This window comes from Pelomonas sp. KK5 (assembly GCF_001984095.1).
Taxonomy (GTDB): domain Bacteria; phylum Pseudomonadota; class Gammaproteobacteria; order Burkholderiales; family Burkholderiaceae_C; genus KK5.
The window spans coordinates 1-18984 of the sequence record NZ_LYVQ01000129.1; the positions used below are offsets into that span (position 1 = coordinate 1).

17 protein-coding genes are annotated in these 18984 nt (G+C 68.2%); 14 read left to right on the forward strand and 3 right to left on the reverse strand.

Annotated features, from left to right (window positions below):
- The first annotated feature begins 125 nt into the window (after positions 1–125).
- From B0W88_RS19385 to B0W88_RS19445, 13 genes are all read left to right on the forward strand, one after another.
- The gene (locus tag B0W88_RS19385) at positions 126–932 is read left to right on the forward strand and encodes a glycosyltransferase family A protein (RefSeq protein WP_077036277.1); all 807 of its coding nucleotides are present in this window, start codon (positions 126–128) and stop codon (positions 930–932) included.
- Positions 933–1025: 93 nt separating this feature from the next.
- The gene (locus tag B0W88_RS19390) at positions 1026–2186 is read left to right on the forward strand and encodes a glycosyltransferase family 4 protein (RefSeq protein ID WP_077036278.1); all 1161 of its coding nucleotides are present in this window, start codon (positions 1026–1028) and stop codon (positions 2184–2186) included.
- A 7-nt stretch (positions 2187–2193) separates the two neighbouring features.
- Positions 2194–3285: a glycosyltransferase family 2 protein gene (locus tag B0W88_RS33065; protein ID WP_077036279.1), complete on the forward strand. Its 1092-nt coding sequence runs from the start codon at positions 2194–2196 to the stop codon at positions 3283–3285.
- A complete protein-coding gene (locus tag B0W88_RS33070; RefSeq protein WP_077036280.1) occupies positions 3282–4223 on the forward strand; it encodes a glycosyltransferase family 2 protein in 942 nt (313 codons plus the stop codon). The genes B0W88_RS33065 and B0W88_RS33070 overlap by 4 nt, the downstream gene beginning before the upstream one ends.
- Positions 4213–5196 (forward strand): FAD-binding oxidoreductase, encoded by a 984-nt coding sequence (locus B0W88_RS19405; protein ID WP_077036281.1) that lies wholly within the window; start codon positions 4213–4215, stop codon positions 5194–5196. The genes B0W88_RS33070 and B0W88_RS19405 overlap by 11 nt, the downstream gene beginning before the upstream one ends.
- A 27-nt stretch (positions 5197–5223) precedes the next feature.
- Positions 5224–5997, forward strand: coding sequence for a glucose-1-phosphate cytidylyltransferase (gene rfbF, locus B0W88_RS19410; RefSeq protein ID WP_077036282.1), 774 nt, complete (start codon positions 5224–5226; stop codon positions 5995–5997).
- Positions 5994–7052 carry a CDP-glucose 4,6-dehydratase gene (rfbG, locus tag B0W88_RS19415; protein WP_077036283.1) on the forward strand — a complete coding sequence of 353 codons (1059 nt, stop codon included), beginning with the start codon at positions 5994–5996 and terminating at the stop codon, positions 7050–7052. The genes rfbF and rfbG overlap by 4 nt, the downstream gene beginning before the upstream one ends.
- 2 nt (positions 7053–7054) lie before the next feature.
- Positions 7055–8404, forward strand: coding sequence for a lipopolysaccharide biosynthesis protein RfbH (rfbH, locus tag B0W88_RS19420; protein ID WP_077036284.1), 1350 nt, complete (start codon positions 7055–7057; stop codon positions 8402–8404).
- Positions 8405–8406: 2 nt separating this feature from the next.
- Entirely contained in the window at positions 8407–10236 is a 1830-nt protein-coding gene (locus B0W88_RS19425) for a thiamine pyrophosphate-binding protein (RefSeq protein ID WP_233151774.1), read from the forward strand.
- Between the two features lie 25 nt (positions 10237–10261).
- Complete coding sequence (locus B0W88_RS33075; RefSeq protein ID WP_077036285.1) at positions 10262–11143, forward strand: acetaldehyde dehydrogenase (acetylating); 882 nt, start codon at positions 10262–10264, stop codon at positions 11141–11143.
- A gap of 11 nt (positions 11144–11154) precedes the next feature.
- On the forward strand, positions 11155–12189 hold the full coding sequence (gene dmpG / locus B0W88_RS33080) for a 4-hydroxy-2-oxovalerate aldolase (RefSeq protein WP_077036286.1): 1035 nt from the start codon (positions 11155–11157) through the stop codon (positions 12187–12189).
- Positions 12182–13264, forward strand: a complete 1083-nt coding sequence (locus tag B0W88_RS19440) for an NAD(P)-dependent oxidoreductase (RefSeq protein ID WP_077036287.1) — start codon at positions 12182–12184, stop codon at positions 13262–13264. Before dmpG ends, B0W88_RS19440 begins: the two co-directional genes overlap by 8 nt.
- Complete coding sequence (locus B0W88_RS19445) at positions 13264–14328, forward strand: NAD-dependent epimerase/dehydratase family protein (RefSeq protein ID WP_077036288.1); 1065 nt, start codon at positions 13264–13266, stop codon at positions 14326–14328. The genes B0W88_RS19440 and B0W88_RS19445 overlap by 1 nt, the downstream gene beginning before the upstream one ends.
- A 91-nt stretch (positions 14329–14419) precedes the next feature.
- Here B0W88_RS19445 and B0W88_RS19450 read toward each other — a convergent pair whose 3' ends face one another.
- Positions 14420–15499 (reverse strand): porin, encoded by a 1080-nt coding sequence (locus B0W88_RS19450; protein WP_077036289.1) that lies wholly within the window; start codon positions 15497–15499, stop codon positions 14420–14422.
- Between the two features lie 217 nt (positions 15500–15716).
- On the opposite strand from B0W88_RS19450, the gene truD reads away from it, so the two are divergent.
- A complete protein-coding gene (gene truD / locus B0W88_RS19455) occupies positions 15717–16706 on the forward strand; it encodes a tRNA pseudouridine(13) synthase TruD (RefSeq protein WP_198937881.1) in 990 nt (329 codons plus the stop codon).
- Between the two features lie 55 nt (positions 16707–16761).
- Here truD and B0W88_RS19460 read toward each other — a convergent pair whose 3' ends face one another.
- Positions 16762–17637, reverse strand: a complete 876-nt coding sequence (locus B0W88_RS19460) for a glycosyltransferase family 2 protein (RefSeq protein ID WP_077036290.1) — start codon at positions 17635–17637, stop codon at positions 16762–16764.
- Positions 17638–17649: 12 nt separating this feature from the next.
- Positions 17650–18984: TolC family protein (locus B0W88_RS19465; RefSeq protein ID WP_233151775.1), on the reverse strand; the 1335-nt coding region annotated here is incomplete at its 5' end.

Sequence of the window (18984 nt, forward strand, 5' to 3'; positions counted from 1 at the left end):
GGAGACCGCCACCGCCGAGCCCCGCAGCCGCCCAGGCCGCAGCGCTGCCAACCCGACTCGCCGCGAAAGCCCCGCGCTTATCCAGGCATCACCCGTCGACCCACGGCGTTAGCATCCGCAGCACCATGCCGAGCACGCCGACGCCCTTCTTCTCGATCATCACGGCCACCCACCTGCGCCCGCTGCTGCTGCAACGCGCGCTGCAGTCGCTAAGGGCGCAGAGCTTCGCCGACTTCGAGGTCATCGTCGTCGCCGACGCCTGGGATCGCGGCAGCGCGGCCGTCGCCGTCGAGCTGCTCACCGAGCGCGACAGCTTCTTCAAGCGCAGCGGCCCACCCGGCCCCGCCGCCAGCCGCAACGAGGGCCTGAAGCTCGCCCGCGGCGAATGGGTCGTCTTCCTCGACGATGACGACAGCTTCGCGCCCCACCACCTGCAGGCGCTGCACGCCCAGGCCACCTCGACGCCAGCCCAGGTGCTGTTCACCGACTGCACCGTCATCACCGAGGACCGCAACCAGCCCGGCATCCCGCCGCTGGGCCAGGGCCTGCTCGCGCTGGGCCAACACGACCCGCAGCAGCTGTGGGTGAAGAACTTCATCCCGAACCACGCCCTCGCCTACCGCCGCTCGCTGCTGAGCGAGGAGACCCGCTTCGACCCGCACCTCGCCTCGCTGGAGGACTGGGACTTCCTGCTCGCCGTCTGCGCCAAGTCCATGCCGGTCCACTGGGCGGGCGGTGGCGTCGTCATGCACAAGGACTACGTCAACACCGGCACACGCCGCGGCACCTCCGAGGGCGCCAACAACAACCTCGTGGTGCTGGACTTCCTGCACATCTACCGCCGCTGGTCGGCCCCGTCGCCGGAACTGAAGGCCCAGCGCAAGGAGGTGCTCAAGGGCGCCGGGCTGGACCTGCCGCTGGAATGGTTCTGAAGCCAGGACTGCGCTGAACCTTCGGGTTATTTCCCCACGCCGGCCCGGCCGCGCCTGCCCGACAATGCCAGCGCGTAAAGAAACGGACACCTCTTGGACAAGAAGACCCTGTGCATCGAAGGCTGGCGTGGCGTGAACCACTCCATCGCGATGGTCAACCAGAACCAGTTGCTGGAGATGGTGAAGGACGGCCGCTTCCAGCTGTTCCATCGCGACGCACCCTACTTCCTGCCCCACTGGGACCGCAGCAAGCTGGACTCGGGCTTCTCGCCCGAGGAGCGCGCCATCATCGACGGCCTGCCCGATCCCGGCGAGCAGGTTGTGGACGCCTGCGTGCGCATCGCCTCGCCGGTGCGCCTGGGCAAGCCCGGCAGCGCGCGGCGCACCGCCACCTTCGTCGTCACCGAGTTCGGCCTGGACGACAAATGCATCGACCCGCCGGACCTCGCGCCGGCCGCGCTGACCCAGGGCGACGACTTCGTCTTCACGCCCAGCCACTGGGCCAAGGCCCGGCTGATCGACTACGGCTTCGACGCCGACAAGGTGCTGGTCGTGCCGCACGGCTACAAGACCGACGTGTTCCAGCCGATGTCGCCCGAGCAGCGCGAGCTTGCCCGCGCGCCGCTGGGCATCAAGCCCGACGAGGTCGTGTTCGCCAACGTCGGCGTGGCCACCTGGAACAAGGGCATCGACCTGCTGCTGACGGCCTTCGCGCAGTTGCGCCTGCAGGGCCTCCCGGTGCGGCTGATCATCAAGGACCACCGGGCGCTCTACGGCGTCGGCGTGGACCGCATCTTCGCGGACCTGGCCAGCCGGGTGCCGGAGCTGGGTTCCGCGCAGGTGACCGACGGCATCTCGGTTCTGACCACCAGCCTCACGCTGCCGCAAATGCGCTCGCTGTACGCGCTGTCGGATGCCTATGTCTCGCCCTATCGCGCCGAGGGCTTCAACCTGCCGGTGCTGGAGGCGATGGGCTGCGGCACGCATGTGATCGTCAGCGGCGGCGGCGCCACCGACGATTTCGTGCCCGCGGCGCTGGGCTACAAGCTCGCCAGCCGGCCCGGCCGCAAGGACGAGCATCCGCAGGTCAACGGCGCCTTCGTCGTGCCCGATGTGAACGACCTGATCCATGCGATGCGCGAGGTGGTCGAGGGCCGCACCGCGAGCGCCGACCAGCGCGCCGCGGCCCGCGAGCAGCTCGAGCAGCAGTACAGCTGGGGCACCGTCACGCGGCAGCTGCTGGACCTGCTGTGACGGTGCCATGAGCCTGGCCTCCTTCATCCTCAACAACAGCGAGCTGGACTTCATCCGCCAGATCGTCGGCCGCTTCGCCGCGGGCAGCCAGGTGCTGGAGGTGGTGCTGTCGGAATGCCGCACGCTGCACCCGCAGGACTGGCAGCTCTGCGACTACCGGCTGCAGCGTCTCGACGATCGCTTCGAGCTGACGCTGAACCGCCCGAGCAATGCGCGCCAGTTCCGGCTCGACATCCTGCACGAGAACCTGCAGGGCCTGGAGATGCTGACCGCCCGCGCCACGCCGCTGGACGATGGCGCGCTGGCCGCGCTGTTGAAGCAGCGCTCGATCGCCTTCGTCGGTTGCGCGCGCCAATGCGCCGATGCTGTGGAAGCCAGCCTGCGCAAGCTCGACAGCCTCGGCCGGCTGTTCGGTCGGCACGAGATCCATGTGTTCGAGAACGACTCGACCGACGGCACCGCCGAGCGCGTGCAGGCGCTGGCCGGCGAACTGCCCGTGCGGCTGATCCAGGAGACCGGCCTCGCAGGCAAGCTCCCGCAGCGCACCGCCCGCCTCGCCTACGGCCGCAATGCGCTGCTCGAAGCGGCGCTGCAGTCGAACACCGACTACGTCTGCGTCGCCGACCTCGACGGCGTGCTGGAGCCCGGGCTACCCTCGGCGAGTTCCTTCACCGACGCCTTCCGCATCGACGACTGCTGGGACGCCGTCTTCCCGGTCAACGCCGGCATGTACTACGACATCTGGGCGCTGCGGCATCCGGTCATCTGCCCGGGCGACTACATGCTGCGCGGCGTCGATCTGGACGCCTCGCTGGGCCAGCCGCTGGCCGTGCACTTCGCAGCCACCAGCATCCAGGTCGATTGGCGCGGGCTGAAGGGCTGGCTGCCGGTGGACTCGGCCTTCGGCGGCATGGGCGTGTACAAGGCGGCCGCGCTGCGCGGCGCGCGCTACATCGGCACCGTAGACGGCCGCGAGACCTGCGAGCACGTCACGCTGCACGCGCAGCTGCGCCGGCGCGATGCCCGCCTCTTCGTCTCGCCCCGCTTCGTCGTCGCCTCGCACGGCCAGCAGCCCGCACCCGCACCGGTCAGCGCATGAGCAACAACAACGTCACCTTCTCCGTCTGCATCGCCAGCTACAACCGCGCCCACTACCTGGCGGTGCTGATCGAGTCGCTGGCGACCGACATGGCGACGCTCGGCGAGCGGCTGCAGGTGGTCGTCTCCGACAACTGCTCCAGCGACGACACCGCCGCCCGCTGCCGCGCCTGGCAGGACCAGGGCATGAACCTGAAGTACATGCGCAACCCGCGCAACATCGGCCCCGACCGCAACTACCTCGCCGCGGTGGCCGGTGCCGACGGCGAGTACGCGATGCTGATCGGCGACGACGACGCGGTGCGGCCGGGCCTGCTTGCCTACCTCGCCGTGGCGATGGAGCGGCACCGGCCCGATGTGTTCACCACCGACCGCGTGCTCTGCGACCGCGAGCTGAACCCGATCGGCATGCAGAAGATCGGCAAGGCCCACACCGAGCCGCGGCTGATCGATTTCGCCCACCACGACGAGCCGCTGGACTACTTCAGCCACGTGGACTCCTTCATCGGCACGTTTTCCTTCCTGTCCACGATCGGCTTTCGCACCGCCGCCTGGCGCGCCACGCAGTTGCACCCGGACGCGATCGGCAGCCGCTACCTGCACGTCTACCAGGTGATGGACATGCTGGTGCGCCAGCAAGGCAAGCTGCTCTACCTGCCCGAGCCGACGATCCTGGCCCGCATGGACAACGACCGCACGCTGACCGAGGACCTCGGCTCCGAGTTCCGCCGCTGGCACCTGGACTTCGACGCCTTCGGCAAGATCGCCCACGCCTACTACCCGCACGACGCCGCGATGCGCCGCGCCTTCCTGAACCCGGTCTACCAGATCCTCAACCCCGGCACCCGCGGCACCTACCTGCAGATGGCGCAGGCCGCGGGACAGCTGGACGACGCGGTGGCCGCGCTGAACCTGCTGGGGCTGGGCCATGCCCTTTGAAGTGCGGCTGAGCCGCGGGCCTGCGTTCACGGCCTCGGCCGGCCGCAGCCTGCTGGACTGCGCGCTCGACGCGGGCCTGCATCTGGAGCACAGCTGCCGCACCGGGCGCTGTGGCACCTGCAAGACGAAGCTGCTGGGCGGCGAGGTGCAGACCGTCGGCAAGGACCTGTGGCTCTCATCGCAGGATCGGGCCGAAGGCTGGATCCTCACCTGCACCGATGCCGCCACCACCGACTGCTCGCTCGACGCCGAGGATCTGACCCGGCTCGCAGGCATCGCCACGCAGACCCACCCGGCCCGCATCGACACGATCGAGCGCCCCGCGCCCGATGTCGTCCACGTCACGCTGCGCCTGCCGCCCACGGCGAAGCTGCGCTACCTGCCGGGGCAGTACGTCAACGTCATCGGTGCGGGCGGCCTGCGCCGCGCCTACTCGCTGGCCCAGGCGCCACGCGAGGACGGGCGCCTGGAGCTGATGATCCGCCAGGTGGACGACGGCGCGATGAGCGCCTACTGGTTCGGCGCCGCCAAGGCCAACGACCTGCTGCGCATCGAGGGCCCGCGCGGCACCTTCTTCCTGCGCGAGGTGGCCGGGCTCGACCTCGTGCTGCTCGCCACCGGCACCGGCATCGCGCCGATCCGCGCGCTGCTGACCGAGATCGCCGCCCTGCCCGCGCAACCGCGCTCGATCACGCTGCTGTGGGGCGGCCGCCGCCCCCAAGACCTGTTCTGGCAGCCGCCGCAGATGCCCAGCCTGACGTACATCCCCGTCCTGTCCAGGGCCGACGAGAGTTGGACGGGCGAGCGCGGCCACGTCCAGGACGTGCTGCTGGCCCGCCGCCTGGACCTCGCCAGCACCGTCGTTTATGCCTGCGGATCGCAGCAGATGATCGTCAGTGCGGCTAATTCGTTATGTGCGCAGGGTTTGCCGGCCTATTCCTTCCATTCGGACGCCTTCGTAGCCTCAGAATAGAGGCGTGAAAAACTATCCTCGTTCCCTATGAAAGCCGTGATCCTGGCCGGCGGCCTGGGCACTCGCCTGAGCGAGGAAACCACCATCCGCCCGAAGCCCATGGTGGAGATCGGCGGCCGGCCCATCCTGTGGCACATCCTGAAGATGTACGCGCACCACGGCGTCAACGACTTCGTGATCTGTTGCGGCTACAAGGGCATGGTGATCAAGGAGTATTTCTCCAACTACTTCCTGCACATGTCGGACGTCACCTTCGACATGCGGTCGAACCGGATGGAAGTCCACCACAAGCGCGCCGAGCCCTGGAACATCACGCTGGTGGACACCGGCGACCACTCGATGACCGGCGGGCGCCTGAAGCGCGTGGCCCGCTACGTGGAGAACGACGAGGCCTTCTGCTTCACCTACGGGGACGGCGTGGCGAACGTGGACATCTCCGCCTCGATCGAGTTCCACCGCAACCACGGCCGCAAGGCCACGCTGACCGCCACCATCCCGCCGGCCCGCTTCGGCGTGATCGACCTGGACGGCGAGCGCATCACCCGCTTCATTGAAAAACCGCGCAGCGAGGCCGGCATGGTCAACGGCGGCTTCTTCGTGCTCTCGCCGCGCGTGCTGTCCACGCTGAAGGACGACTCGACGATCTGGGAGCAGGAGCCGCTGGCGCAACTGGCCGAGGAAGGCGAGCTGATGGCCTGGAAGCATCAAGGTTTCTGGCAGCCGATGGACACGCTGCGCGACAAGATGCATCTTGAGGAGCTGTGGGCGAGCGGCAAGGCCCCGTGGAAGGTGTGGGAGTGAATGCAAGCAGCGAGTTCTGGCAAGGCAAGCGCGTCCTGCTGACCGGCCACACCGGCTTCAAGGGCAGCTGGCTCTCGCTCTGGCTGCAATCGCTGGGCGCTGAAGTAACGGGTTATTCGCTCGCCGCGCCGACGACGCCGGCGCTGTTCGACGTCGCGCATGTAGCCCAGGGCCTGCGCGAGCACATCGTCGGCGACGTGCGCGATCTCGAGGCGGTGCAGGCCGCCTTCGCACGCGTGAAGCCCGAGATCGTGATCCACATGGCGGCCCAGCCGCTGGTGCGTCTGTCCTATGTCGAGCCGGTGCAGACCTACGCCACCAATGTGATGGGCACGGTCCATGTGCTGGAAGCGGCGCGGCATGCGGGCACGGTGAAGGCCGTCGTCAGCGTCACTACCGACAAGTGCTACGAGAACCGCGAGTGGGCCTGGGGCTACCGCGAGGACGAAGCGATGGGCGGCCACGACCCCTACAGCAACAGCAAGGGCTGCGCGGAACTGGTCACGAGCGCCTACCGCAAGAGCTTCATGCAGAACACCGGCATCGCGCTGGCCTCGGCCCGCGCCGGCAATGTGATCGGCGGCGGTGACTGGGCGGCGGATCGGCTGCTGCCGGACATCCTGCGCGCGCTGGAACAGCAGCAGCCGGTCGAGATCCGCAACCCGCATGCGATCCGGCCCTGGCAGCACGTGCTGGAGCCGCTGTCGGGCTATTTGCTGCTGGCTCAGTCGCTTTACGAGCAAGGCCAGCTGAACGCCGAGGGCTGGAACTTCGGCCCGCGCGATGAAGACGCGCGGCCGGTGCAGTGGATCGTCGAGCGCATGTGCGCGGCCTGGGGCGACGCGGCCCGCTGGCAGTTGCAGCCCGGCGAGCATCCGCACGAGGCCCACTACCTGAAGCTGGACATCTCCAAGGCCCGCAGCCGCCTGCAGTGGACCCCGCGCTGGCCGCTGGAACAGGCGCTGGCCCGCATCATCGAATGGCACCAGGCCTGGCGCGGCGGCGCGGACATGCGCGCGCTGTGCCTGCAGCAGATTTCCGAATATTCGAAGTAACCATGAACGCACCCGTCAACTTCCAGCCGCAGCTCGACAAGCTGCGCACCCAGATCAGCGAGCTGGTCCAGCAATACGCCGACATCGCCTACGCGCCCAAGCCCTTCGTGCCCGGCGAGAGCGTCGTGCCCGTCTCCGGCAAGGTGATCGGCGCACGCGAACTGCAGCTGATGGTGGAGGCCTCGCTGGACGGCTGGCTCACCACCGGCCGCTTCAATACCGAGTTCGAGCGCCGCCTGGCCGAGTTCATCGGCGTGCAGCACTGCATCACCGTCAACAGCGGCTCCAGCGCCAACCTGGTGGCCTTCTCGGCGCTGACCTCGCCGCGCCTGGGCGAGCGCGCCATCAAGCCGGGCGACGAGGTGATCGGCGTGGCCGCCGGCTTCCCGACCACGGTCAACCCGATCCTGCAGTTCGGCGCGGTGCCGGTCTTCGTGGACGTGGACCTGGCCACGCACAATATCGACGCCTCGCTGATCGAGGCGGCCATCACGCCGAAGACCAAGGCCATCATGCTGGCCCATTCGCTGGGCAACCCGTTCAACCTGGACGCGGTGACCGCGCTCTGCAAGAAGTACAACTTGTGGCTGGTCGAGGACTGCTGCGACGCGCTGGGCGCCACCTACCGCGGGCAGAAGGTCGGCACCTTCGGCGACATCGGCACCCTCTCCTTCTACCCGGCCCACCACATCACGATGGGCGAAGGCGGCGCGGTTTTCACCAACAACGCCGAGCTCAAGCTGATCGCCGAATCGTTCCGCGACTGGGGCCGCGACTGCTACTGCGCTCCCGGCAAGGACAACACCTGCAACAAGCGCTTCTGCTGGAGCAAGGCCGAGCTGGGCGGCGACCTGCCCGAAGGCTACGACCACAAGTACACCTACAGCCACCTCGGCTACAACCTGAAGATCACCGACATGCAGGCCGCCTGCGCGCTGGCGCAGCTGGAGCGGGTCGAGGAATTCATCGCCAAGCGGCGCGCGAATTTCGCGTACCTGAAGCACCGCCTGCAGAGCTGCGCCGAGATGCTGCACCTGCCCGAGGCCACGCCGAACTCCGAGCCGAGCTGGTTCGGCTTCCCGCTGGTGCTGAAGGAAAGCAGCGGCGCCAAGCGGGCCGACCTGATCAACTACCTGGAACAGAACAAGATCGGCACGCGCCTGCTGTTCGCCGGCAACCTGACCAAGCAGCCCTATATGGCCGGCCGCAACTTCCGCGTGGCCGGCAGCCTCGCCAACTCCGACGTGGTGATGAACCAGACCTTCTGGCTCGGCACCTTCCCGGCGCTTGGCGAACCGCAACTCGATTTCATCGCCGAGAAGATCGAGGAATTCTTCGGCCTGAATTTCTGAACATGAGCATGACGACGAATACTGAAGTCAAGGTCAGCGACCGCATCGCCCAACTGCTGGAGGAGATGGGCATCCGCCATGCGTTCGGCATCATCGGCGCAGGCAACGTCCACCTGTTCGAATCGATCGCCCGCCACGGCTATACCGAGATCGTCTGCGTCCACCACGAGCAGGCCGCGACGATGGCGATGCAGACCTACTACCGCACCCACGGCAAGCTCGCCGCGGCGCTGCTGACCACCGGCGGCGGCGCCACCAACGGCGTCACCGGCGTGGTCTCGGCCTGGGCCGATTCGGTGCCCGGCCTCGTGATCGCCGGCAACGAGAACGGCAAGTTCTGCAGCCCCGACAACCCGCTGCGCATGTGGGGCGTGCAGGGCTACGACACGGTGCAGATGATCGAGAAGGTCACCAAGTTCGCGAGCCGCGTGAACGAGCCGGCGCGCGCGCTGTACGAGCTGGAGATGGCCGCGCACATCGCGCTGGACCGCCGGCCCGGCCCGGTGTGGGTGGAGATCCCGATGAGCGTGCAGAGCGCGCGGCTCGACGAAGCGGCCTTCGAGCGCTTCAAGCCGGAGGACGAGCCGCGCCTGGCGCCGTCGAAGGACGCCGTTATGCGCGTGGTCGAGGCGCTGCGCAAGGCCGAGCGCCCGGTGCTGTGGCTGGGCCACGGCATCCGCCTCGCGGGCGCCACCGAGGCGCTGAAGGCGCTGGTGGACGAGCTGGACATTCCCGCCCTCGTCAGCTGGGCCGGCATCGACATGCTGGACTCCAGCCACCCGCGCGTGATCGGCCGCGCCGGCGTCTACGGCCAGCGCTCGGCCAACTTCGTGCTGCAGAACAGCGATTACGTGCTGTCCATTGGCAATCGCCTGGCGATCCCGCAGATCGGCTACGACCTCTCGGAGCTGGCCCGCGGCGCCACCATCGACGTGGTGGACATCGACCCGACCGAAGGCAGCAAGCTGGGCTCGCGGCTGAAAGAGTTCATCCATGCGGACGCCGGCGCCTTCATCGATGCGCTGCGCACAGCGAGCCGCCCCGGCATCGGCGCCAAGAGCGAGTGGCTCGCCCGCTGCGATCACTACCGCGAGGCCTTCCCCTGGATCGGCCCCGAGCATGACGACGCCGGCGGCTTCATCAACTCCTACCGCTTCATGGAGCGGCTGAACGGGGTCTTCAAGCCCGACCAGATCGTCGTGACCGACATGGGCACCGCCCTGCTCTGCGGCCACCAGGTGCTGAAGTTCGGTCCCGGCCAGCGGCTGATGACCTCCACGGGCCTCGGCGAGATGGGCTACGGCCTGCCGGCCGCGATCGGCGCCTCCTTCGCCAACGACCGCGGCGAGGTGATGTGCCTGAACTGCGACGGCGGGATGATGATGAACCTGCAGGAGCTGCAGACCATCGTCCACCACCAGCTGCCGATCAAGCTGTTCATCTTCAACAACGACGGCTACCTGATGATCAAGCACACGCAGAACGCCCTGTTCAACAAGGCGGGCTACGTGGGCACGACGAAGAGCTCGGGCCTGTCGTGCCCGGACTTCAGCAAGCTGGCCGCGGCCTTCGGCATCCCGGCCTTCCAGATCCGCGGCTGGGACGAGTGCAACGACGTGCTGGCCCAGGTGCAGGCGGCCACCGGTCCGGTGATTTGCGAGGTGTTCATGCACCCCGAGCAGCTCTTCGTGCCCAAGCTCTCGCTGGCGCAGACGCCGCAGGGCACGCTGGTCTCGCCGCCGCTGGAAGACCTGTCCCCGCTGGTGCCGCTGCCGGCGCTGGAGGACGCGATGCTGGTGGGTGTGCACGAGAAATCGAAGTCGCTGCGCTGACCCACACAGCCGAGGAGACAAGACGATGAAACGACAGAAGACCCGCGTCGCCATCCTGGGCACCGGCAATATCGGCACCGACCTGCTGATCAAGGCGATGCGTTCCGACTGGCTCGAATGCACGCTCTTCGTCGGCCGCAACCTGCGCTCCGACGGCATGCAGAAGGCCAGCCGGCTGGGCGCACGCATCTCGGACCGCGGCATCCAGGGCATCGTCGAACACGCAGACGACATCGACATCGTCTTCGACTGCACCTCGGCCGCCGCGCACCTGGAGCACTGGCCGGTGCTGCAGAAGCTGGGCAAGACGGTCATCGACATGACGCCAGCGAAGATCGGCGAGTTCTGCGTGCCGGCGATCAACACCGACGAGATCCTCCGCAGCGGCGCGCAGAACATCAACATGGTCACCTGCGGCGGCCAGGCCTCGGTGCCGATCGCCACGGCCATCCTGCAGGCGCAGGACGGCATCGAGTACATCGAGGTGGCCTCCAGCATCGCCTCGCGCAGCGCCGGGCCCGGCACGCGCGCCAACCTCGACGAGTACATCGACACCACCGAGCAGGCGCTGTGCAGCTTCAGCCGCTCGAAGAGCGCCAAGGCGATCCTGATCCTCAACCCCGCGCGCCCGCCGATCGACATGCAGACCACCATCTACGCCAAGGTCGACAAGCCCGACCTGGCCGCGATCCGCCGCTCGGTGGACGAGATGGTGGCGCGCATCACGCCCTACGTGCCCGGCTACCAGGTCATCGTGCCGCCGACGATCGAGGGCGGCAAGGTCATGACCACCGTCAAGGTGCTGGGCAACGGCGACTACCTGCCGCGCTACGCCGGCAACCTGGACATCATCAACTGCGCCGCCATCGGCATCGCCGAGCGCATCGCGCGCCAACGGATGGAGTGAGGAGCATCACCATGGGCAAGAAGATCCTGATCAGCGACCCGACGCTGCGCGACGGCAACCATGCGGTGCGCCACCAGATCTCGCAGGAGAGCTTCGCCGCCTACTGCGCCGCGGCCGATGCGGCCGGCGTGCCGATCGTCGAGGTGGGCCATGGCAACGGTCTGGGCGCCTCCTCGCTGCTGGTGGGCGAATGCGCGCTCAGCGACGAGACCATCCTGAAGACCGCGCGCGAACACCTGCCACGCTCGAAGATGGCGATCCACATCATCCCGGGCTTCTGCACGATCCAGCGCCACCTGACGATGGCGGTGGACCTGGGTGTGGACGTGTTCCGCGTCGGCTCCCACTGCACCGAGGCCGACGTGACCCAGCGCCACATCGAGTACGCGCGCAAGCGCGGCAAGGAGGTCTACGGCGTGCTGATGATGAGCCACATGGCCTCGCCCGAAACCCTGGCCGACGAGGGCCGCAAGATGGAGGCCTACGGCGCCGAGGCGCTGGTGATCATGGACTCCGCCGGCGCCTACCTGCCGGCCGACGTGACCCGCCGCATCGACACGCTGGTCAACGCGCTGAACATCCCCGTCGGCTTCCACGCCCACAACAACCTGGGCATGGGCATCGCCAACTCGGTGGCCGCGGCGGAGGCCGGCGCGGCCATCATCGACGGCAGCGCGCGCGGCTTCGGCGCGGGTGCGGGCAATGCGCAGCTGGAGGTGCTGGTGGCCGTGTTCCAGCAGATGGGTTACGAGACCGGCATCGATCTCTACAAGATGCTGGACGCGGCCGACCTGGCCGAGAAGACCATGGTCAAGTCCATGCCCTACATCTCGTCGACCAGCATCGTCAGCGGCATGGCCGGCGTGTTCAGCGGCTTCATCAAGCATGTGCAGGCGATCGGCGCCGAGCACGGCGTGGACCCGCGCGACATCTTCTTCGAGCTGGGCCGGCGCAATGCGGTGGCGGGCCAGGAGAGCCTGATCCTGGAGGTGGCGCTGGCCTTGAAGGAAAGCCAGAAGGCACGCGCGGAGGTGAGCCATGGATGAGCTGCTGCAGCGCGCCACCCGGCAGGACTGCCTGGCCTCGCTGCAACTGCAGCCGGAGCTGGCAAAGCGGCTCAGCGGCCACCGGGTCGCGGTCGTCGGCGGGACGGGTTTCGTCGGCACCTGGATCGCGGAATGCGTGGCGGCATTGAATGATGAACTCGGCAGCCGCGTGCGCGTGGACCTGCTGGGGCGTTCGACCTCCGCCTGGAACGACGCGAATCCACATCTCGCCCAGCGACCCGACGTGACGCTGCAATCGGCGGACGTGCGCGATGCCTTCGAGCTGCCGCGCGACACGACGCTGGTGCTCTACGCCGCCGGCATCGCCGACCCGCGGGTCCATGCCTCCGAGCCGCTGCGCGTGCACGAGACCGCGCTGCACGGCCTGGGCCATGCGCTGGCCGCCGCTGCGCGGCTCGAGCTGATCCATCGCGTCGTCAACCTCAGCTCCGGCCTGGTGCTGGGCGAGCAGAAGGACGCCTCGCAGCCGCGCGCCGAGGGCGATATCGGCGCGCTCGACTTCACCCGCGTGCACAACGTCTACGCCGAGTCGCGCCGCGCCGCGGAGAACCTGGCGAACCTGTACGCGAGCCAGTGGCGCATCCCCGTCTGCACCGCGCGGGCTTTTACTTTCATCGGCCCGCACCAGCCGCTGGATGCGCCCTGGGCGGCCAACAACTTCATCCGCGACGCGCTGTCGGGCAACGACATCCGCCTGCATGGCGACGGCACGACGCGGCGCAGCTATCTCTACGGCAGCGATGCGGCGGCCTGGCTGCTGAAGATGCTGGTGGACGGGCGCGACGGCGAGGTCTACAACCTCGGCGGCGCGGAGCCTGTCAGCCACGGCGAGATCGCCGCGCTGGTGGCCGAGCGCACGCTGCCGACGCCCAAGCTCGTGTACATGAGCCAGCCGGCGGCGAACAGCCGGAAGGCGGACTTCTATCCGGACCTCACGGCGGTGCGCGATCGCCTGGGCCTCAAGCAGGCGGTGGGCACGACCGCGGCGATTGAAAAGGTGATGCGCTGGCATGCGCGGCGCCTGGGTGTGCTGCGCCGGCTGCGCGAGGAGTGATGAGCGGCAACAGCAAGGCCATCGTCGCGGAGGACATCGCCCGCATCCTCGAGCAGCCGCTGCCCTGGGAGCAGTTGAACGGCGCGACGGTGCTGGTCTCCGGCGCCGGCGGCTTCCTGCCGGCCTATATGGTCGAGACGCTGGCGGCACTGAATGCGCAGCGCAAGGCCGGCATCCGCATCGTCGGGCTGGTGCGCAATCCGGAGAAGGCCCGGCAGCGCCTCGGCCATCTGCAGGATGTGGAGTTGCTGGCCCAGGACATCGCCGCGCCGCTGCGGCCTGATCTGCCCAAGGCCGACTTCATCGTCCACGCGGCGAGCCAGGCCAGCCCGCGTTTCTACGGCGCCGATCCGGTGGGCACGCTGGATGCCAATGCCACGGGCACGCGGCAGCTCTTGCAGCATGCGAAGGACAGCGACTGCAAGTCCTTCCTGTTCTTCAGCAGCGGCGAGGTCTACGGCGTGCCGGTCGATGACTCGCGCCGGCTGACCGAGACTGACTACGGTTATCTCGACCCGGCGACCGTGCGCGCCTGCTACGCCGAGAGCAAGCGCCTGGGCGAGACGCTCTGCGTGGCCTGGCACCACCAGCACGGCGTGCCGGCGCGCATCGTGCGGCCCTTCCACACCTACGGGCCCGGTATGGCGCTGGACGACGGCCGCGTGTTCGCCGATTTCGTCGGCGACATCCTGGCGCGGCGCAACATCGTGCTGAAGAGCGACGGGCTCGCGATGCGGCCCTTCTGCTATCTGGGCGATGCGACGGCGGGGTTCTTCACGGCGCTGCTGAACGGGGTGCCAGGTCTTGCCTACAACGTCGGCAACCCCGAGGCGGAGATCTCGATGCGGGGCCTGGCGGAGTTGCTGGTGGGCCTGTATCCGGAGCTGGGCCTGCAGGTGGAGTTCAGCACCCGCGAGCCGGCGGATGCGGCTGGATACCTGCGCAGCAAGGTGGGGCGCAGCGTGCCGAACACGGCGCGGATCGAGGCACTGGGCTGGCGTGCGACGACACCGCTGGCGGAAGGATTCGCCCGCACGGTGACAGCGATGGGTGGACTGGGCTGACGATCAGCCTCCTTCAGTCCACCCGTCCGGCCTGTCGGTGTCGCTGTCACGCACCGGCGCGCATCGCCCGCCCAGCAGGCCCCGTTGACGGTCAGAAGCTGGTACGGATACCGGCGACGACTTCAGTCAGGTTGCGGTGAGACGCGTCGGTCAGACCTACGGGGATGAGGCCCGCTGCGCGGTCGACATAGCCCAGGCCATCGTTCTTGAAGCGCGTCACCGAGCTGTAGAGGGCGGTCCGCTTGGACAGGTCGTACTGATAGCCGACACCGAAGGCCTGGGTCTTGCCGTCGGCCAGCGCGCCGTCGTTGCTGCTCTCGACGTACTGGCTCTTGAACAGGTGCGGGCCCATGCGGTAGCTGGCACCCAGCCAGTAGCCCTTGCCGTCCTTGTCCGCGACGCTGCGGTCGTCGACCTGGATGAGGCCGCCGTTGAAGCGGTAGTTGCCCCAGTCGTAGGCCGCGGCGCCCGACACGGTGCGCACGTTCCGGCCCAGTTGATCCGACTTGTCGTTCACCACGGACACCATCCCTTCGAAGCCGTGGCCGTTGTAGCGGCCGTAGATGTCGGAAGTGCGGTTGCCGAAGGTATCGCCTGCCACTTCGCCCGCGCCCCACAGCGCGCCGGCCGTGAAGCCCTTGTAGCTGGCGGACTCCAGCTTCACCGAGTTGTTGACCCGCGTCGGGCCGCCATTGCCGGTCGCCGAGTTGTTGCTGCCGCGTACCGGCTCATAGCCGCCGAAGCCGCCGATCACCGCCGTGCTGGCGCCCACGCCGACGTTGGAGAACTGGCTGAAGTCGCTGGTCAGCTCATAGATGCTGCTGTACTGGCGGCCCAGCGAGACCTTGCCGTACGGCGTGGCCAGGCCGACGAAAGCCTGGCGGCCCCAGAAGGAGCCCTGGCCATTGGTGCCATCGTCCAGATTGATGCCGGACTCCAGCGTGAAGAAGGCCTTGAGGCCGCCGCCGAGGTCTTCGCTACCCCGCAGGCCGATGCGCGAATCCGAGAGCCCGCCCGACTGGACGCGCGACTGCGTAGAGGCCCCATGGAGCGCCTGGACACTGGCATCGAGGGTGCCATACAGCGTCACCTGCGAATCCGGGGATTGGGCGAACGCGACTGAACTGGCCGCCAGCGCGATCGCAGAAAGAGCAAAGTTTTTGTACTTCAAGGTCTTTTCCTTCTAGGTCATGTGGCGGGCGAAGTGCCACCACACAAGCCGAGACATCGGGGACCTTCCCGAGTTCAAAAGACAGGGTTCCTGAAACGGACCGTTCCGGATTTGCGATGAATCGCCGCGCAATCGAGCACCACCGGCCTGGAAGCATCCCGGGTCGGGAGAGAATCACGTTTTGGACCAGCCCATGACCGACGCTCAATACACGACCTTGCCGCACTGGCCCAACGCCTATCCGGCCAGCGGCGCCAGCGCCACCCTGAAGCTCCTCAACGAGGATTTCATCGTGACCGAAATGCCGCTTCAGCTGCCCTCCGGCGAGGGCGAACACATCTGGCTGGACATCGAGAAGAACGGTGCCAACACCGCCTTCGTCGCGCAGCAGCTGGCCGAGGCCGCCGGCGTGCAGGAAAGGGATGTGGGCTATGCCGGCCTCAAGGACCGCTACGCCATCACCCGTCAGTGGTTCAGCATCTACCTGCCGAAGGGCGAGACGCCTGACCTGACCCTGCTTCAGCACCCGGAATTCAAGGTGCTGAGCCAGAACCGCCACCTGAAGAAGCTGCGCCGCGGCGACCTGCTGGGCAACCGCTTCCGCATCGTGCTGCGTGATGTGAGCGGCGAGCGCGACGCCATCGAAGCCAATCTCAAGGCCGTGGCGTCGCAGGGCGTGCCCAACTACTTCGGCCCCCAGCGTTTCGGCTTCGAGGGCGGCAACGTCGAGCAGGGCCGGGCGATGCTGGCGCGCGAGATCCGCGTGCGCAACCCGAGGAAGAAGAGCATCTACCTGTCGGCGGTGCGCTCCCTGGTCTTCAACGAAGTGCTGGCGCTGCGAATCCAGCAGGGACTCTGGGGCAAGACCCTGGCCGGTGACGTGATGGACGAAGCGGGCCGGCCGACCGGACCGCTCTGGGGACGGGGCCGCGTGACCACCGCCGACCAGGCGCAGGCCCTGGAGAACAGCGTGGCTGAACGTCACCCCACCTTGTGCGACGGCATGGAACACGCCGGCCTGGATCAGGAGCGCCGCGCCCTGGTGGCGAGCCCGGCGGACCTGTCATGGGAATGGCCGCAAGCCGATCAACTGGTGCTCACGTTCTCCCTGCCCGCCGGGACCTACGCCACGTCCGTCCTGAAGGAGCTGCTCCGCACCACGGAGCCAGACCGGCACACCGAGAACGAGCCCGAGGCTGCCGAATGACGGCGTTCTCCCCTCGGTGGCATGGCGCGACTTGCACATCCCGCCACCCGAGGGGTCAGGTCTTGCTGGCCTCGTCCCTCGGCGCCGGCACCGCATCCGCCAGCGCGGGCAACCCCAGCTCCGCGCGGATCTCGCTCACCAGCGTCCGCAGCGGCCCGGCGAACCGATCCATCGAGTCGTCCCTCACCTCGTTGGTATCGAAGCGCTGCCACCAGTCCTCCTCGCGCTGCGCCGCCGCGCTGGCATCCGCATGCCCGCTGCTGCGCTTGAAGGTCTCGAAGTATTCGCGGCTCTGGCAGACGTAGTGGTTCATGCGCAGCTTGTCGAAGCTGGGCACCAGCTCGGGCACATAGCCCCAGGGCACCGGACGATGCTGTTCGTCGATGGTCCCGTTGGGCGTGACGAACACATGGCTGCAACTGGTCGTCGTGACCTTCTGCCGCCCGCGCACGAAGCTCTTGACGCGTCGCTCTGAGAGGAAGCCTTCGGCCGCGCGCCAGCGGTAGTTCCCGGTCACCAGACCCGGCGGCTCCTTGACGTGCCCGCTGCTGCCGAAGTTGCGGTTGTAGACACCCACCGCCGTCACCGACGGGTCGGCATCGAACTCGGCCAGCGCCTCGGGCAGCGTGTCGTGCTGGACCGGGAAGACGAACTCGTCGCCATCGAAGAAGCACATCCAGTCCACGTCCGCGAGCGCGTTGTCGCAGGCGTGCTGGTACGCCGCCAGCTGCACCCGGTCCTGCTGGTCGGGGATCACGTAGGCGGAGATGTCGAAGCGGCGGCCCAGCGCGGCGAGCACCGCGTGGGTCTCGTCGGTGCACATGTGGGCGTAGAAGTGGAACTTGCGGAAGCCCACCAGCCAGTGGAAGGCGAACCACTCGATCAGCCAGGGGCCGCGGTTGCGCTGGATCGTGACAAGGCCGAGATGCATGGAGCTAACAGGTTACCTCAGCGGCGTCGTGACCCCGCGCCCCATCGACCACATCAGCGCCACCAGTTGCTCCGTGTCGAACAGCGCATTCACATGCGAGATCCGCATCGAGTAGTAGTCGCCCTCCGCCGCCATCACGTCGAACAGCGAGCGCCGGCCCAGTTCCTGCCACTGCTGCAGCGTGGCGGCGCGCACCCGGTCGCTGTTGCGCAGCACCTCGACGATGCGGCGCGCGCGGTCCAGCGCGGAGGTGGTCTGCTCGTAGACGTCCAGCAGCCGGTAGCGCTTGGCCTCGATGGTGTCGTCGCGCTGCAGGTCGGCGGCCTCGTAGCGCTTCTCGGCGGCGCGCACGGTGTCGCTGCCGCCCGGCGTCATCAGCGGGATGTTGACGGTGACGCCGCCCAGCCAGCTGACCGAGCTGGACGCGCCGGCCACCTTGCTGGCGTTGATCAGCACGCCCAGGCTCGGCTTCTGGCCGGCGCGCACGGAATCGGCATAGCTCTTCTGCGCATTGGCCTGCGCGGTGGCCTGGGCCACGTCGGGCGCGGCGACCATGTCGGCCTGCATCTGGTCGAGGTCGGGGATCTGGGCCAGCACCGAGCTCATGCCGGCGCTGGGCGGCAGCGAGTCGCCGACGTAGCGCTTCAGGCGCACCTCCGTCTGGCGCAGCGCGCTCATCGTCTGCTCCAGCGAGAGGTCGGCCTGCTGCAGGCTCTTCTGCGCCTGCACCAGCTCGCTGGCGCGGCCGCGGTCGGCGGAGGTGATGATCTGCAGCGCGTCGACCAGGCAGGCCATCTTGCGCACGTACTGGCGGTAGACCTGGGCCTGCAGGATGTAGCGGTTGCGGTCCAGCGCCAGGCTCACCGTCTGCAGCGAGAGCTGCTCCTCGGCGCCGGCCTGGCTGAAGCGGGCGGCGTCCAGCAGGTTGCTGCGCCATTCGGTCAGCTTGGCGATGCGGCCGAAGTCGTACAGCGGCGCGCTGGCCTGCACCGTCACCGTGCCCTGCAGGCCGCGGGCCTCGTTGATGCCGGAGACGATGCTGCCGATATGTCCGGCCGTGCCGTTCACAGCGACGGCCGGCATGCGCTGGGCCTTGGACTCGGCCAGGTCGGCCTCGGCCGCCTGGGTCAGCAGCTTGGCCACGCCGATCGTCCGGCTGCGGTCCAGCGACATCTGCACCAGCGATTGCAGCTGGGCGCGCGGGTCGGTGTCGCTGACGCTGAGCAGTGCGGTATCGGCGGCGCTGCCGCGCAGCGGCGGCAGGGTCTGTTCATCGTTGCAGCGACCGTCCTGGCGCAGCGGGGTGGGTGCCTGGGGCAATGAGGCGGGCGCCGCAGCCTTCGGAGC